This window comes from Vreelandella populi, from assembly GCF_003989825.1.
Classification (GTDB): Bacteria; Pseudomonadota; Gammaproteobacteria; order Pseudomonadales; family Halomonadaceae; genus Vreelandella; species Vreelandella populi.
Window position 1 is genome coordinate 87311 of sequence record NZ_RZHE01000002.1, and the last position, 16004, is coordinate 103314.

Here is a 16004-nt window from a genome sequence, read left to right on the forward strand (position 1 = left end):
CGAGCCCATACTTCGGTGCCATATCGACAAACCCCGGCAGCGCTAATGGCGCTGCTTCCGCGGGTGCGCCTGGCGGCTTACCACGCGCTACAGTAAGTGCTTTTTTTCGGGTGGTGGGGAAAACATCACTTGTGGCATCTCAAACGTTTGGTAACCCGTAGCGCGTGGTAACGAATCTCGCGAGGTACGAGCGAATGAGGCGCCCGCGGGAGGCGGCTGCTAAGCCGCCCCGGATGGGCCACCGAAATCTTGCTTTTACGCCGCACGACCTAACCCCGGCAGCGCTACGCGCGCTGCTCCCGCGGGTGCGCCTAACGGCTTACCACGCGCTACGGTTGCATTACCCAGCGTTTGCGCCATACCCGTAGCGCGTGGTAACGAATCTCGCGAGGCACGAGCGAATGAGGCACCCGCGGGAGGCGTCTGCCAAGCCGCCCGAATAAGCCACCACAGCCAATTCGCCACTCGGCTCAAAGCAAGCCAAATGAACTAAAACCGGAGAGCTGGATGCTCGATATCATTCACCACGGCGGCGCCACCGGGGTTACAGGAAGCTGCCACCAACTGATACTCAACAGCGAACATTCACTACTTATCGATTGCGGCCTCTTCCAAGGCGAAGACGCCGAGGCAGACACCTTCGAGCAGCTGCAAATTGAATTCGATATCAGCACCGTTCAGGCGCTCATCATCACCCACGTGCATATTGACCACATAGGGCGGCTACCTTACCTGCTGGCAGCAGGGTTTAAAGGCCCAATCATCTGCTCAGAGCCCTCTGCCAAACTACTGCCGCTGGTAATTGAAGACGCGCTCAAAATTGGCTTTACCCGCAATGCTGATCTCATCAACCGCTTTCAGGCTCAGCTTAAATCACAAATTATTAGCGTGCCCTACGGCAAGTGGCACAGTGTTGCTACTAACACTATCGGTACCGCACGCATAAAGCTTAAGCGGGCAGGGCACATTTTAGGTTCCTGTTACGTAGAGGTAGCCTACCAAGCCACCAACACCGGTGATAAAGAGCGCATCGTGTTTTCAGGAGATTTAGGCGCACCCCACGCGCCACTTTTGCCAGCCCCAAAATCACCCAATGGCTGCAACCAGCTAGTACTCGAAAGCACCTACGGCAACCGTACCCATCCAGACCGCCGCCAGCGGCGCGCCGTACTAAAACGCGCCATCGAAAAGGCGCTTACCAATGGCGGTACGGTCATGGTGCCGGCCTTCAGTATTGGCCGTACCCAGGAACTACTCTATGAACTGGAAGGCATCATTCATGACGCCAAAAACAGCCAGTGGAAAAAGCTGGAAATCATTGTCGATTCGCCCCTGGCTGCCCGCTTCACCAAGGTGTACCGCGAGCTAAAACCTTATTGGGACGATGAAGCTCAAAAGCGGCTAAAAGGCGGCCGCCACCCGCTTAACTTTGCCAGCCTATACACGGTAGAAAGCCATATAGAGCACGAACAAACGGTTGAGTATTTAGCCAAAACCGGCAGGCCCGCTGTTGTAATTGCCGCCAGCGGTATGTGCACCGGCGGGCGCATCATGAACTACCTGAAAGCCATGTTAGGGGATGCCCGCCACCAAGTACTGTTTGTAGGCTACCAAGGCGCAGGCACCCCAGGGCGGGCAATACAGCAATACGGCCCCCAAGGTGGCTGGGTAGAGCTAGATGGCGAGCGTATTGATATAAAAGCAGGCGTCACCTCCATCAGCGGCTACTCCGCCCATGCAGATCAGCGTGACTTGCTCAACTTCGTAAAACGCATGCGCCGCTGGCCCACCACCATCCGCCTAGTACACGGCGACCAAGGCGCCCGCACCGCGCTCAGAAGTGAACTGGAAGCGATGTATATACGTAATGGAAAGAAAGTGAGCGTAATCAACGCCCCGTAGCGCTTGGTAACGAAGAAGCGAGGGACGAGTGACTGAGGCACCCGCGAAGGGCGGCATCAGCCGCCCCGATCAGGCCGCTGCCCTAGCCAGGGCCACCCAAAGCACCTTGAATTAAATCACCACCGGTTTCCGACACCAAAATGATTGAAATCAAAAACCTCTACAAACGCTACCACAACCATCACGGTAGTGACTGGGTGCTCAAAGATATCAACCTGACTATCCCCAAAGGTGTGAGTGTTGGGTTAATTGGCGCCAATGGAGCCGGTAAATCGACCTTGCTTCGCCTGATTGCAGGAATGGATACGCCAGAGCGAGGTGAGGTAATTCGACACAGCCGTGTTTCCTGGCCAGTAGGGCTTTCCGGCGGCATGCAGGGCAATATGACGGGGCGTCAGAACACAAAATTTGTGGCACGTACCCAGGGGCGTGGAAAAGACATCAAAGAAATCATCAAATTTGTAGAAGACTTCGCTGAAATAGGTGAAGCCTTTGATGAACCGATACGCACTTACTCATCAGGTATGAAATCGCGACTATCCTTCGGGCTATCCCTTGCATTTGATTTTGATATTTATATCTCAGATGAAGCTACTGCAGTTGGTGATCGTGCGTTTAAAGCAAAGGCACAGGAACTGTTTAAAGAGCGGGTAGGTAAAGCCTCACTGATAATGGTATCGCATGGTGAGGGCATTCTACGTGACTTATGCAAAGCAGGTATTTATCTAAAGAAGGGAAGTGCAACCTGGTACGACGACATCAGTGAGGCCATCGCAGATTATCATCAGGACACCGACGACAAGTCGGTGCTACATGAATTGAATGAGCAATCGTTTGATGTAGACCCTGCCACATTGAGCAAAGTGCAGATTAATGCGATTCAGCAGGAGCTGCGAAATGTCAGGCCCAAGGTTAATGGTTTACATGTACTCATCCAGCAAGCTAGAGAACAAAAGTGGGCAAAAGAAGAGCTGGATGTATTACGTAAAGCCCATCAACATGCGAAAGCACGGGTTGATGAATTAACAGGCATTATGGATGCAACACCTGATGGCGTTCGCAAAGCGGCTATAGGTGAGGTGGCTAAGTTTGACCGCGCTGTGTTAGGCATTGAGTATGGGATTAATGTAGCGCTGCAAGAACAATGGCCAGAAACAGAGCAAGCCATACTTGAGAAAGCAAAAAAATTGGCTTATCACCGCAAAAGTGAAAAAGAAGCGGCCCTTGAAGTTATCGATGGTGATGATTGATAGCTAACTCATTTCAACGATGGTTAGTCGGAAATAACGTTATGCAGCAACAAGCTTCTATTATTATCCCTATTCGTGCAAATGCTGTTGGTTCGCGTGAATTAGCTCGATTGGAAACCTTGATAGCTTGCATTCCTAACGGGTATGAAGCAGTTATCGTTGATGATGGCAGCCCAAGTGCAGTGGGCCAATGGATAGATGGGTTGGTGGTGCTGCATCATCGGGCCTCACGCCCTATAAAAAGCCTGCATTTACGCACCCGTTTTAAAAAATTCTCGCTAGCGCGTGCACGCAATCGTGGGGCTGAAGCAGCCAATACGCCAGTAGTGCTATTTCATGATGTTGACTTTCTCGCAGCAACAACCGTGTACCAGCGGTTACTGGCGTATATTGCCCAGCAGGAGCTGGCTATAAAACCAGAAAATTTTTTCTGTGTACCCGTAGCGTTTTTGACTGAACCTGCAACACAGCACTTTATGCACGCATTTAACCAGGGAAATGAAGCGTGGTGCTTCCGTAACCGCCAGCAATTGCCTGAAGAAAGCCTGCATTTTCTAGTGCAAGGTAGTTCCTGCATTGTAATGAACAGAGAAGACCTGCTAAGCATAGGCGGCCATGATGAGGGCTTTAAAGGCCACGGGGCAGAGGATTTTGAACTGTTGCACCGGCTTTCCTGCCGTTTTCCTATTGCAGAAAAACCACCTGAATACGAGCGCAATATGGGCAGTGGTACGGCTAACGAATACCGTGGTTTCAGAGCCTACTTTGCCCTTTACGGTGAACAATGCCGTCAGGCAGGTTGTACGCTTGCCCATCTTTGGCACCCTAAGCGCAAAGGCTTTGGCTACTACCGGCATAAACAAAATTTCAAGCGATTACAGCAAGTAATGGTCACTCATCCACCCGTAGAGCGCCTGCCCTCTACTCAAGTTGCACCTACCGTTTTATTGGTTGATAGCGAACATGGCTGACCTTTCCATTACCTACTTGGTGTTAGCTCATAAAAGCACTTCACGCGTTACTCGCTTGGTGGATAAGCTGCTGCTAGAAGATGCTAATGGTCAAGTTATTATTCATTTTGATAAAAAATCCGGTAAGGCACCTTATAAATGGCTAAGTGATTACTATGCAAAAGCGCCACGCTGCCATGTGCTTCTAAGCAGAGTGAACTGTGGCTGGGGGCAGTGGAGTTTGGTGGAAGCAACCTTACGAATGCTGCGCTATGCTCAAGACTCCCACAAAACCGATTATTATTATTTGCTTAGCGAATATTGCTACCCCACGCAACGGCTAAGCGCACTAAAAGAGCACTTGGAAAAGCATCGCGGTACTAATTTCATCGAGTGTGAGGATAGCAGCTGGATTAAAGGTGGTATCCGCGAAGATAGATATCTTTACCGACACTTCCTCGATAAACGTAAATACCCACGTTTGCACCGTTGGACGTACAAATGGCAAAAATGGTTGGGTTTCAAGCTTGAAGTTCCAAAAGGGCTTACTATACGCTTCGGTAGCCAGTGGTGGTGTCTTACACAAGAAGCTATTGATTACGTTTTATTAGTAGAACCAACATACCGTTATTTCTTTCGTTGGACATGGATACCTGATGAAATGGTCTTTCAAACTATATTTTTTTCTTTCTTAAAGGAATCCCTCTTTAACAATATTCTTACATATTCGTACTTCGATAAAAATGGAAAAGCTGGCTCTATCAATGATAAAAAAAACATTCCTGATAAATTCTTTTTTGCTAGAAAATGGCTATAAAAATTAATTGATAATTTAATACGGTGAAGTGCTAATGGCTTATTTAACAGAAATGGAATTGTTGGAAATGGGCTTCTTGTCAATAGGAAAAGGGGTTAAAATAAGTGATAAGGCAAGCATCTACAATGCCGATCAGATAGAAATCGGCGATAATTCAAGGATTGATGACTTTTGTGTTATATCAGGTAAAGTTAAAATAGGAAGGTTTGTGCATTTAGCCCCTTTCTGTTTGCTTGCCGGAGGCGAAAAAGGCATAGAAATGCAAGATTTCTCTGGCCTTGCTTATAATGTTCAAGTTTTTAGCCAGTCGGATGATTATTCTGGGCGTAGCCTAACTAATCCAACAGTTTATGATAAATTCAAATGCGAAATAAAAGAAAAAGTTACATTAGAACGACATGTCATAATAGGAGCTAGCTCAATAATATTCCCTGGCGTTTCGGTGGCTGAAGGGTGTTCTGTTGGTGCTATGACCCTGGTTAATAAAAGCACACATCCTTGGGGTATTTACGTGGGTAATCCAGCTCGCAGGGTTAAGGAACGCAAAAAAGAGTTATTAAAGTTAGAAAAACAATTCTTAACAGAGGTGAATTTATAATGATACCATTTAATAAACCGCCTTATACAGGTAATGAAGAGCAATACGTTCTTGATGCAATGCAAAGTAACAAAATTTCAGGAGATGGCTTCTACGGTAAAAAATGTCAACAGTGGTTTGAAGAAACTCTACCATGTAAAAAAGCACTGTTGACGCCTTCATGCACTGCAGCATTAGAAATGGCTGCTTTACTAATCGATATTCAGCCGGGTGATGAAGTCATCATGCCCAGCTATACTTTTGTTAGTACCGCCAATGCGTTTGTGCTACGAGGCGCTAAACTTGTGTTCGTTGACATTCGTCAAGACACTATGAATATCGATGAAAATTTAATTGAAGCTGCTATTTCACCAAAAACTAAAGCCATAGTTCCAGTGCATTACGCAGGTGTTGCATGCGAAATGGATAAAATAATGGCTCTGTCGGAAAAATACGGATTATTTGTTATAGAAGATGCAGCTCAAGGAATGATGAGTCACTATAAAGGAAAAGCGTTAGGTACAATTGGACATTTGGGTACCTACAGCTTTCATGAAACCAAAAATTATAGTAGTGGAGGCGAGGGTGGCTTATTGATCATTAATGATGACCGTTTTAGTCAGAGAGCTGAGGTTATCCGTGAGAAAGGAACCAATCGAAGCCAGTTTTTTCGTGGTCAAGTTGATAAATATACATGGGTTGAAGTTGGAAGTAGTTATTTACCTAGCGAACTACAAGCTGCTTATCTTTGGGGACAATTAGAAAAAGCAGAAGAAATAAAACAAAATCGATTGAAAATTTGGCAATCCTATTATGATGGACTTAAGTTTTTAGCAGACAAAGGGATGATTGAGCTACCCATTGTGCCGAACAGTTGTACCCATAATGCACACATGTTTTATATTAAATTAAAAAATATAGAAGTACGATCGTCTTTGATTGAGCATTTAAAAGCAAATGATATTATGGCTGTTTTTCATTATATACCACTTCATTCATCGCCTGCTGGATACAAAAATTCTTGTTTCCATGGAGATAGAGGATTTACACAAATCGAAAGCGAAAGACTTTTAAGATTGCCTATTTTCTTTGGAATGACCGATAAAGAAGTAAGTAAAGTTATTTTTCATATAGTTAAGCAAGGTGATTTGCTATAACTTCAAAAGTATAGAATATGAGAATATATCAATATGAATGAAATGCCAAAAAACATTCTTTTCTTTAAATTTATTTGCGTTACTGCCTCATCTTTAGGTATTGATTATAATGAGGTGATATATAAAAAAAGAAAAGGTGCACTAATTGTAGATACTATAACTAAATTTTTGGAGGTTAATAATAGAGAGTCTTTCTTACTATTTTTAAATATAATTAGACAAATGATGTTTGAAAGTAGAGAAATAAGGAAATGGATAAATAACAATCTACAAAGAATAGAAAATAATAACTTAAATGAAATAGACGTTCTTTCCCTTTATGTTGAATTAGATGCATCTCTTGATGAGCCTTTGTTTTATTCTTTGTATCTTAAAAAAATAAAAGAAATGGCGGAAAAAGGAGATATTCAGCGACTATCAGATATTTATAATTTTCTCTGGGGTGTGTCACGTTATGAAAATTCTCATAAAAGCGAAATAACGATTTTTGGAAAAGATAGGAAATTTTTTTATTTGAAAAAAATTTCTTTGTTTGCGTTGGAAGAAATAGAAAATTATTTATTGAATAATAATTTAATGACTAATAAAGATGGCTTTAAAAATAAAGATGCAAATGATTGCACTATAGTTATAGGAATAGGATTTATTCCAGGACATATAGAAGCAACCCACCTAAATTATATATATAATATAAGTATGTCAATTAAGCAGGCTTTTGCTAATAGTAAAATATATTTAGCTATTACAGGTGAGCCAGTTGTTAATAGCGTATACACGGGCCTTGCTTATAATGAAAAGGTAATATTAGATTTTAAAAACTTGTGGTCAGAAGTTAATGGTGATGAGAGCTTTATTTATATAAATAGAAAATCTAGAATAAACGATTTTTCAGAATGGATAAGCACTATCTCACCTGATTTATTCTTTTCTGTTGGAGGGGTTTTTAAAACAGAGGTATGTTCAAGGATTGTTTATAGTGTACATAATATACCAGTGATTTTTTTACCAGCTAGTAACTCAAATAAATTATCATTTCCTGTAAATGGCGTTCTAGCAGCAAATGAAGAAATTTATCAAGAATTATCAAATCAAAACAAAATAAGAAATTGTTTTTTATTAAGGCCCTATAATAGAACTTTATTAAACGACGAACCTTTCTCTGATTTCAACATAAGAACTAGTATCAAAGAATTTGTAGCTGTAACTGTCTTGAACTCAAATAGAATAGCAAAGTGGTTTGAAAGTCTTAATGTACAAGAAATCCAATCCCTTGTTGAATTTCTCGATAGTCATAAAGAAATAAAATTGTTGTTTGTTGGGGAAACTAATCCTGAAAGAATTCACTGCATAGACGAAAGAATAAAATCGTTAATTTTACAAGAAAGAATAATTATTGTAGGACAAGTTAAAAATCTAAGAGGTTTATATAAAAATGTTGATGTAGTTTTTAGCTTACCAGGTGTAACTGGCGGAGGGGGAGCTATTAAAGCAGCATTATATGATGAAATTCCTTGCATATGTTGGTATAGGAATGACGCATGTTTACATATTCCTAAAGTTTATCAATATAATGATTTTGAGAGTCTATTAAGTAATATTGTACAAGCAAATGCAGATCCGCTGTATCGAGAAAACAATGTAAGAAACTGTAACGAATTAAAAGAAAAAGTAAAAAATGAAGAAAGTATTAGTGCGTGGCAAAATGCTATTTCGGTCTGGGTTCAATCTAATAGTAGTTTCTTATAAATTTTACTAATCATCTAAATAAGCGAGGTTTATCTAATATGCTACCTAATTTTCTCTGTATTGGCTCGCAAAAAGCTGGCACGAGCTGGTTATACCAAATGTTAAAGCAGCATCCGGACATATGGCTTCCTCCAATAAAAGAGGTACATTATTACGATTACCATTATGGAGAAGACACAGGTACAAAAAAATGGGGGCCAAGTCACATAAAGAAAGCCATGAAGAGAATAGAGTCTGGTACATACAGCAGACCTGAAGATGCTACCTATGTGAAAAATTTAGGCTTTCAAAAAATTCTGACTCCTGAATGGTATGAATCTATTTTTAATCATGTAGATTCTTATAACGCTACTGTTAGGGGAGAGGTTACGCCTGAATACTGTAGTATAAGTCCAGTTGGCATAGAAAAAATAAAAGAAGATCTAAATACTCCTAAAATAATATGGTTGATAAGAGATCCAATAGAAAGAGCTGTGAGTCAAATAAAAATGGTCAGTAATCGTTCAGATTTGACATCTAAATACGATGATTGGTCAGATGTTTTAGCTAATGTAAGGTACTTAAATAGAGCAAACTATAAGAAGTACATGCCCATTTGGGATAAGTTTTTTGGAAGTAATATTCTGTATTTACCTTATGGATTAATCAGTAAAAATCCTGTTTCTATGATTAACGAAATAGAACGTTTTTTAGAAGTTAGTATGTTTAAATATGATGGGTTAGATAAGATTGTTCATAAAACAAAATCATTAAATATACCATCTGATGTATTGATTAGACTTGAAGATGAAATGTCTGAACAGTATGCTTTTTTGAGTGAAAGATTCAGTGAACAGTTTTTAAAAGATATTAAATAAATGAAAAAAATTATCTTACATTTGGGAGTTCATAAAACAGCCACAACTCATTTTCAGTCTCGTTTGTATAATTCAGTTAATCAGTTAAAAGATGCTGGTGTAGGCTATTTAGGCCTAAATGAGACAAGAAAACATATTACTTCAAAGATAAATGGAGATTTTAAGATTGGAGGTGATTTAGAAAAACTCTTTACTGACAACAATACTGTAATCATTTCAGATGAAAATATTATTGGTGGTACTGAAAAGATATCTAGCGAGCTAATTTACCCAGAGGTAGAGCAAAGGCTTTCTTTTTTACTCGGTAAATTACCTATAAGTATTGGTGAAGTGCATATCACTATCCGCGACCCAGAAGCTTATTTGATTTCAAGGTACTGTGAGTACTTACGCCACTATAAATTTCTTAGCTCTTCGGAATATTTTGATAGCTTCAATTTGAAGGCCTTTTCCTGGCTACCGCTGATTCGACAAATTGAAAAGATAACTGATAGAAAGGTTATCGTTACACCTTTTGAGAATTTATTCAATGATGAGCAGAAGTATCTTGAGACGCTTTGTGGGGTAGAGGTTGATTTTCAACAAGCTGAAGAGGGGGCCGCTATTCGACGGTCTAAGATAACCCAAGAAACTTACCGAATATTGGAGCACCTGGCTGACCACTATCCGCGTCATATGACCAAAAAATTAATTAATATGATGGATAATAATAAACAACTTTCTAAAGGTTCTGCTTTTAGGCCTTTTAGTGATGAGTTGGTAAAAGTTCTAAAGGATAATTATCAGGTCGATAAAGAGGTGCTTGGCTTGAACTAATTATGGGTGAGGAAAGGATGCTGAAATTTTTTGAACAAAAGTATGGTTGGGTATCTGAGCTTGTTCCTTTTTTCTATAAAGCATTAAAAAAAGGTCAAGAATTAACTTTAAAGCTAGATAATCGATCTTCAATAAAAAAAGACGATATTTTATTGTTTGCCACGATGAAAAATGAAGGTCATCGATTAGCATTTTTTTTAGATTATTATCGCAAGCTTGGTGTTAATCATTTTTTTATTGTTGATAACGGGTCTACGGATAACACTGAAAACTTGCTGGCTGGCCAACCAGATGTAACACACTACTACACAGAAGGAAGCTATAAGGATTCAAGCTTTGGAATGCATTGGGTAAATTACCTTCTTTTCAAATATGGGCGTGGTCACTGGTGTTTTACATGTGATCCTGATGAGTTTTTCGTATATCCGCACATGGAAAGTCGAGACTTACGAGATTTAACGCAATATATGGAATCAATCAAGCAAGACTCTTTTTTTACGCTAATGATTGATATGTATAGCGAAAAGCCCGTAGCTGAAACCTACTATGAAGAAGGAACCAATCCTTTAGATGCTTGCCCATATTTTGATGGATACGGGTATACAAAACAATACAATCCAAACTATCGAAATCTTTATGTTCAAGGGGGCGTTCGCCGTCGCGTTTTCTCGAAGGATAAGCCAGGCCATGCGCCTGCATTAAATAAAGTGCCTTTAGTTAAGTGGAAGTGGAACTATATGTATATCTCATCTATGCATATGATGCTTCCGCGGCGCTTAAACCGTTGTATTGATGAACGCAAAGTAACGGGTGCGCTGCTTCACTATAAATTTATTAGCCAGCTTGACGAAAAGGTTAAGCAAGAAATGCTTGCTAAGCAACACTACAATGATTCAGCAGAATATAAGCAGTACGGTTCCATTATTGATAAAAAAGGTGTGCTTTATAACGAGCAAATTTCAGTTCTCTTCAAAGGATGGAAAGATCTGGCGAAGCGTGGGTTAATAAATCTTGGAGGTTGGTAATAGTGAAAGTGTCGTTTGTTTTGCTCGCCCACGAGAAGCCGGAACAATTAAAGGATTTGCTTGGCTCATTATTAAATGCAGGTAGCAACGTTTATGTACATCACGATGCCACCACATCAGGTGATTTACCTGCCGCGGTAGCCCGCTGGGGGTATGATCAACTGCCCGGCAAGATTTACTTCGCCAAGCGTGTAAAAGTAGTGTGGGGAGAGTGGTCGATCGTTCAGGCGACTCTTAACTGCATGGAAGCAATACAGCAGCATGACACTGATAGCGATTACTTCATGCTAATTTCTGGCTCCTGTATGCCGGTAAAGCCCATACATTTGCTGGAACAGTACCTAGCGGAAAGTGGGAAAGACCATATTGAAGCCGTTAATGCGGAAAAATATACTTGGGTAACGGCAGGCTTGCAAAAACAACGCTGGTCCAAATATCACTTTTTTAACTGGCGTTATCAGACATTTCTTTTTGATACCTCTTTAAAAATTCAGCGTAAACTGAAAATCAAGCGTGTATTACCCTTAAAGCATACCGCACATATGGGCTCGCAGTGGTGGTGTTTGCGTCGTAGTACGTTGGATAAGGTATGGTCACTTTATCTTAATAAACCGATACTAAAACGGTTTTATCGTCGTACATGGGTGCCGGATGAGCTTTTTTTCCAGACCATAGTGGCTAATCTAGTGCCTGAAACCGAGCGAAGCTCTGAGCTAATAACCCGCTACACTTTCAATAGCTGGGGGGTTCCGCGTGTTTACTACAATAATGATTATGCGGAGTTGCTGGGTGAGGATCGCTTTTTTGTGCGCAAAGTAAGCCACCGGGCGGTTAAGCTGCGGGAGCGACTGTCAGCAATTGCGCCTATGCAAGTTGATGAGTTTGCCTCGCTGCTTGAAGCGGCCGAGCCCGAGCGTCAACAGCTGCAGGCTGATGCAATGTTGGCCAAGCATATTGAGCTTAACCGTTGGCATAGTTTAGCCGCGAGTATTGAAAACCCTTACGACTACATTAAAAGCATCCCTAACCCTATGCTGGTGTTAATCGGCTCTGATCGCGAAGCAAAGGCTCAGGCACTTGCTGAGCTAGACCGTTTAGACCAAACCATAGTGTACGGCGACCTTTTCGATAAATATGAAGTTGGGGCCGGCTACGCTAATCGCCAGGGTTTGATTGCTGAGAAAGGCGATGTAGCGCTGATGCGTCACAGATGGTACCTGCAACTGGGTGATATTGCGTATAACAACCCTGGGAAAACGCTCGTGTTTTCATTAGGTGCCAATGCACTTGAATATCTTCAAGTACTGCGTTGGAATAGCGATTGCCATATTGTTATGGTTGACCGTAACGCTGGAAGCGTTATCAATGTTGACCTGATGTCTGATCTCTACCTTAAAAGCAAGGTATTACACTTGCTGCTCGATCGCCATTGCGAACTCAGCAGGGTATCAACACTTTTGGTTGCAGAGTTGACCAGCATCTTACAAGAGCAGCAGTGGGGTATACGCTCATTTAACCGGATGCTAAGTAATTATCAAGCTCGTGTGCGCTGGCCAAGCCTTCTTACGAACAATCATAACCATTTAGATTTTTTGGAATCTGTTTATTCAAAGGTTATCGTGTTCGTTTACGAAGATAAAAGCGCGCTAGAGGGGATTGAATACTACCTTAACAATGCGCTGTCTACGCCCCTTTACTATGATCTATTCTCTGTCATTCCAGGCAATGATGACACGTTGGATTGGCATTATTATCTTGCTGATTTAGCTCATTTAAATGCTCGTTTGTATACGGGTGTTTTAGCTATAGCGATTGACATATCTTCCATTAAACATTTGGGTACCTTGCGATGGATGAGAAATCTTTTAGTCATTTCTTTAGAAGATGAAAATGCACAGCTTCCAATTAAGAGTGATCTGTCATTCAGTGTTTATGGCAAAAAAGATAAGTTTTCGGCGTCTGCTAGGTTGGTATTCCGCGAGCTTGATAGCTTGATGAAAGGTAGGGCGTGTGACTATATAGCATTGCCGCCTTTGGAACAGCGTTGGGTTGAGAAGGAAATTAACGAGTTCCTTCAGTTTATGCCTTTCAGGGTCGCTCAAGCGCGTTAGATCCTATTTAAAGTCTATTAATGGTTGGTATGGTATGAAGTTACTAGTAGTAGGCGGAGCCGGATATATTGGCTCACATATGGTGAAACAGCTTAATCGCCAAGGGCATGAGATTATCGTGCTGGATAATCTGAGCACCGGCTTTCGAGAGTTAGCACGCTATGGCGAGCTGGTCGTTGGAGATCTGGCTGATACGGCACTTGTCGAAGATCTATTTGCCTTACACCGCTTCGAAGGCGTTATGCATTTTGCAGCTTGTAGTTTGGTGGGCGAATCCGTCAATAAGCCGGGCAAATACTATCGTAACAACGTTGCCAATACGTTAAACCTGCTGGACGTTATGGTTCGCCACAACGTCAACCATTTCATTTTTTCCTCTACTGCGGCGACATTTGGTGAGCCGGAGTACGTACCTATTGATGAGGCGCACCCCCAGCAACCGATTAACCCATACGGCGCCAGTAAGTTGATGATTGAGCGGATATTGAAGGATTACGCCAGCGCTCACGGTCTTAATTCAGTTTGTTTACACTATTTCAATGCCTGTGGAGCTGACCCGGAAGGGGAGATTGGGGAGTGCCATGACCCTGAAACGCACCTGATTCCTTTAATTTTGCAAGCGGCATCTGGACGTCGCAAGTCAATTACTGTGTTTGGGCGAGATTACGCGACTGAAGATGGCACCTGTATTCGCGATTACATCCATATCGAAGATCTCTGTTCAGCGCATGCTTTAGCTTTACAAGCGCTTGTGAACGGAGATCAGTCCGGTGCTTTGGGCTTTAATCTTGGCAACGGTTTAGGTTATTCGGTGCAGCAGGTTATAGATGCTGTTCAACGAGTGGTAGCAGAGGATGGCTATAGCTTGAAGGTAGAAGAGGGCGAACGACGCGCCGGAGACCCGGCACGGCTGGTAGCCGACGCGACATTGGCCAAGCGTGAGCTGGGTTGGCAGCCCCAATATGCAGACCTGCCCACTATTATTCGTCATGCCTGGGCGTGGGAAAAGAAATTAGCTCGTATTGGCTAAAATTACATTGTGCTTTGTCATTGTTTAAAACGGAAATACCCACGGCGTGATGATTAATACCGCCGCGGAATAGACTGTACTGACAGGTAAGCCAATTCTTAAAAAGTCAGTGATGCGGTAACGGCCGGGCGAGTAGACCATCAAATGAGTTTGATAGCCAAACGGAATGAAAAAGCACGCACTGGCGCCATACGCTACGGCCATGACAAAGGGCAGTGGGTCGGCGCCAAACGCATTGGCGGTGCTCCACGCGACTGGAAATGCCAGGGCAGCCGCAGCGTTGTTGGTCACCGTTTCCGTGAGTACAAGCGTTAACAGGTAGCAGCCGATAAAGGCGGCATAAATACCATAACCGCTGAACAAGTATTGCATACCACTGGCCAAAAGGCCCGCTGCCCCTGAGTTTTCCAGCGCTTGGGCAATGGCTAACGCTGAACCAATAATTAGCCATAGCTCAAACGGAAAACGGCGGCGTAGCTCCGCCAGGCTGAGCACTTTCAACAGCAGCAGCCCGCCCATCAGTATCAACAGCCCGTGAAATAGCGGCAGCACATTAGCAGTGGCCAGGCCGATCACTGCTGAAAACCCGCCCACGGTGAAGAGGCTTTCCTTGGTGCTCAACGGTGGCCTGGTAAAACTGCCGCTTAGCAAATGGAAGTTGCGGTCCAGGTTGCGATGCTGACGGAAGTCAGCGCTTACCGCTAGCAGCAAGCAGTCCCCCACGCGAAGCGGTATTTTTCCTAATTGCCCCTCCAAACGTTTTTCCCCCCGCCGTATACCCACTACCCCCGCACTGAACATGCTTCGAAAATCCACGTCCTGCAAGGTTTTACCTGAAAGCTCGGATTCGTGGGAAATCACCACTTCTACCAAGTTGGTTGCCAGCAGGTTATCGGCCTGATGGCCAAAAAGCTGTAACCCCGGAAAGCGTTGCAGGGCTTGCACCTTGCCCACCTCTCCTGTGAATACCAGCGTGTCATTAGCCAGCAGTTGCTCACCGGGTGCCACGGGGCTAATCAGCCGCCCTTGGCGCTCTATTTCCAGTAAATAGAGTCCATCCAGGCTGCGCAGGCCGTTTTCTTCAATAGTTTTGCCGATCATGGGCGAGTCTGCTTCCAAATCGGCGGCCAAGAAGTACGAAAGTTTTTCTTTAGTGTCTTCCAGCCGGTGGTGCGGCAGGGCGTTAGCGCGCCACATCAGTACGCACAGGGTTATCAGCGCTACCGGCACGCCCACCAGGCTGAACTGGAACATACCTAGCTCACTGCCACTGGCGCTTAAATTAAACGAATTCACCACGAGATTGGTGGACGTGCCGACCAGTGTGGTAATGCCGCCCAGAATGGATGCATAAGAAAGCGGGATTAACAGCCGAGAGGGGGCGATGCGCTGCTGGCGTGAAATAGCCCCTAAAAAGGCAGCGACCACCGCCGTGTTATTTAAAAACGCGGAGAGCACTGCGGTGCTGCCCATTAAGCGTGCCGTGGCAAGCCGCGGGTGGCCTTTTAATAAGTGGCGCGATAGCCAGTCCAGCAGGGGAGAGCGTTCAAGGGCTAATGACACCAGCAGCAGCAGTAACAACGTGGCGAGCGCGGGGTTGGTGTATTGCGTCAGCAAGGTGGTGGTATCGACAAAACCGAGCAGCAAAAAAATCCCGGCCAACGTGACAAAGGCGATGGCGGGCTTAACGCGCCCACTAATTAGCAACGCTAACAATATGACGATGGAAGATAAAACGGCCCAAGGGATCATGTTGGTCCTTACAA

At 43.5% G+C, this 16004-nt stretch carries 13 protein-coding genes; 12 read left to right on the plus strand and 1 reads right to left on the minus strand.

What is annotated here, in order from left to right; all coding sequences use genetic code 11:
* The first annotated feature begins 507 nt into the window (after positions 1 to 507).
* The 12 genes from ELY25_RS00370 (at position 508) to galE (ending at position 14238) form a co-directional block, all read left to right on the plus strand.
* Complete coding sequence (locus ELY25_RS00370) at positions 508 to 1902, plus strand: MBL fold metallo-hydrolase RNA specificity domain-containing protein (protein WP_126949329.1); 1395 nt, start codon at positions 508 to 510, stop codon at positions 1900 to 1902.
* Between the two features lie 140 nt (positions 1903 to 2042).
* Positions 2043 to 3152, plus strand: a complete 1110-nt coding sequence (locus tag ELY25_RS17925; protein ID WP_236995603.1) for an ABC transporter ATP-binding protein — start codon at positions 2043 to 2045, stop codon at positions 3150 to 3152.
* 41 nt (positions 3153 to 3193) lie between these two features.
* The gene (locus ELY25_RS00380; protein WP_126949330.1) at positions 3194 to 4123 is read left to right on the plus strand and encodes a glycosyltransferase; all 930 of its coding nucleotides are present in this window, start codon (positions 3194 to 3196) and stop codon (positions 4121 to 4123) included.
* Entirely contained in the window at positions 4116 to 4919 is an 804-nt protein-coding gene (locus ELY25_RS00385; RefSeq protein WP_126949331.1) for a beta-1,6-N-acetylglucosaminyltransferase, read from the plus strand. The genes ELY25_RS00380 and ELY25_RS00385 overlap by 8 nt, the downstream gene beginning before the upstream one ends.
* 34 nt (positions 4920 to 4953) lie before the next feature.
* On the plus strand, positions 4954 to 5517 hold the full coding sequence (locus ELY25_RS00390; RefSeq protein ID WP_126949332.1) for an acyltransferase: 564 nt from the start codon (positions 4954 to 4956) through the stop codon (positions 5515 to 5517).
* The gene (gene rffA, locus ELY25_RS00395) at positions 5517 to 6653 is read left to right on the plus strand and encodes a dTDP-4-amino-4,6-dideoxygalactose transaminase (protein WP_126949333.1); all 1137 of its coding nucleotides are present in this window, start codon (positions 5517 to 5519) and stop codon (positions 6651 to 6653) included. Before ELY25_RS00390 ends, rffA begins: the two co-directional genes overlap by 1 nt.
* A gap of 33 nt (positions 6654 to 6686) precedes the next feature.
* Positions 6687 to 8399 (plus strand): hypothetical protein, encoded by a 1713-nt coding sequence (locus ELY25_RS00400; RefSeq protein ID WP_126949334.1) that lies wholly within the window; start codon positions 6687 to 6689, stop codon positions 8397 to 8399.
* A gap of 38 nt (positions 8400 to 8437) precedes the next feature.
* Entirely contained in the window at positions 8438 to 9256 is an 819-nt protein-coding gene (locus tag ELY25_RS00405; protein WP_126949335.1) for a sulfotransferase family protein, read from the plus strand.
* Positions 9257 to 10072, plus strand: a complete 816-nt coding sequence (locus ELY25_RS00410; protein WP_126949336.1) for a hypothetical protein — start codon at positions 9257 to 9259, stop codon at positions 10070 to 10072. It begins immediately after the preceding gene.
* A gap of 17 nt (positions 10073 to 10089) precedes the next feature.
* Positions 10090 to 11097 (plus strand): glycosyltransferase family 2 protein, encoded by a 1008-nt coding sequence (locus ELY25_RS00415; protein WP_185859140.1) that lies wholly within the window; start codon positions 10090 to 10092, stop codon positions 11095 to 11097.
* A 2-nt stretch (positions 11098 to 11099) separates the two neighbouring features.
* Positions 11100 to 13208 (plus strand): beta-1,6-N-acetylglucosaminyltransferase, encoded by a 2109-nt coding sequence (locus ELY25_RS00420; RefSeq protein ID WP_185859143.1) that lies wholly within the window; start codon positions 11100 to 11102, stop codon positions 13206 to 13208.
* Positions 13209 to 13242: 34 nt separating this feature from the next.
* A complete protein-coding gene (gene galE / locus ELY25_RS00425) occupies positions 13243 to 14238 on the plus strand; it encodes a UDP-glucose 4-epimerase GalE (RefSeq protein ID WP_126949339.1) in 996 nt (331 codons plus the stop codon).
* A gap of 24 nt (positions 14239 to 14262) precedes the next feature.
* On the opposite strand, the gene ELY25_RS00430 is transcribed toward galE, so the two are convergent.
* Complete coding sequence (locus ELY25_RS00430; RefSeq protein ID WP_126949340.1) at positions 14263 to 15990, minus strand: SLC13 family permease; 1728 nt, start codon at positions 15988 to 15990, stop codon at positions 14263 to 14265.
* Positions 15991 to 16004 lie beyond the last annotated feature (14 nt).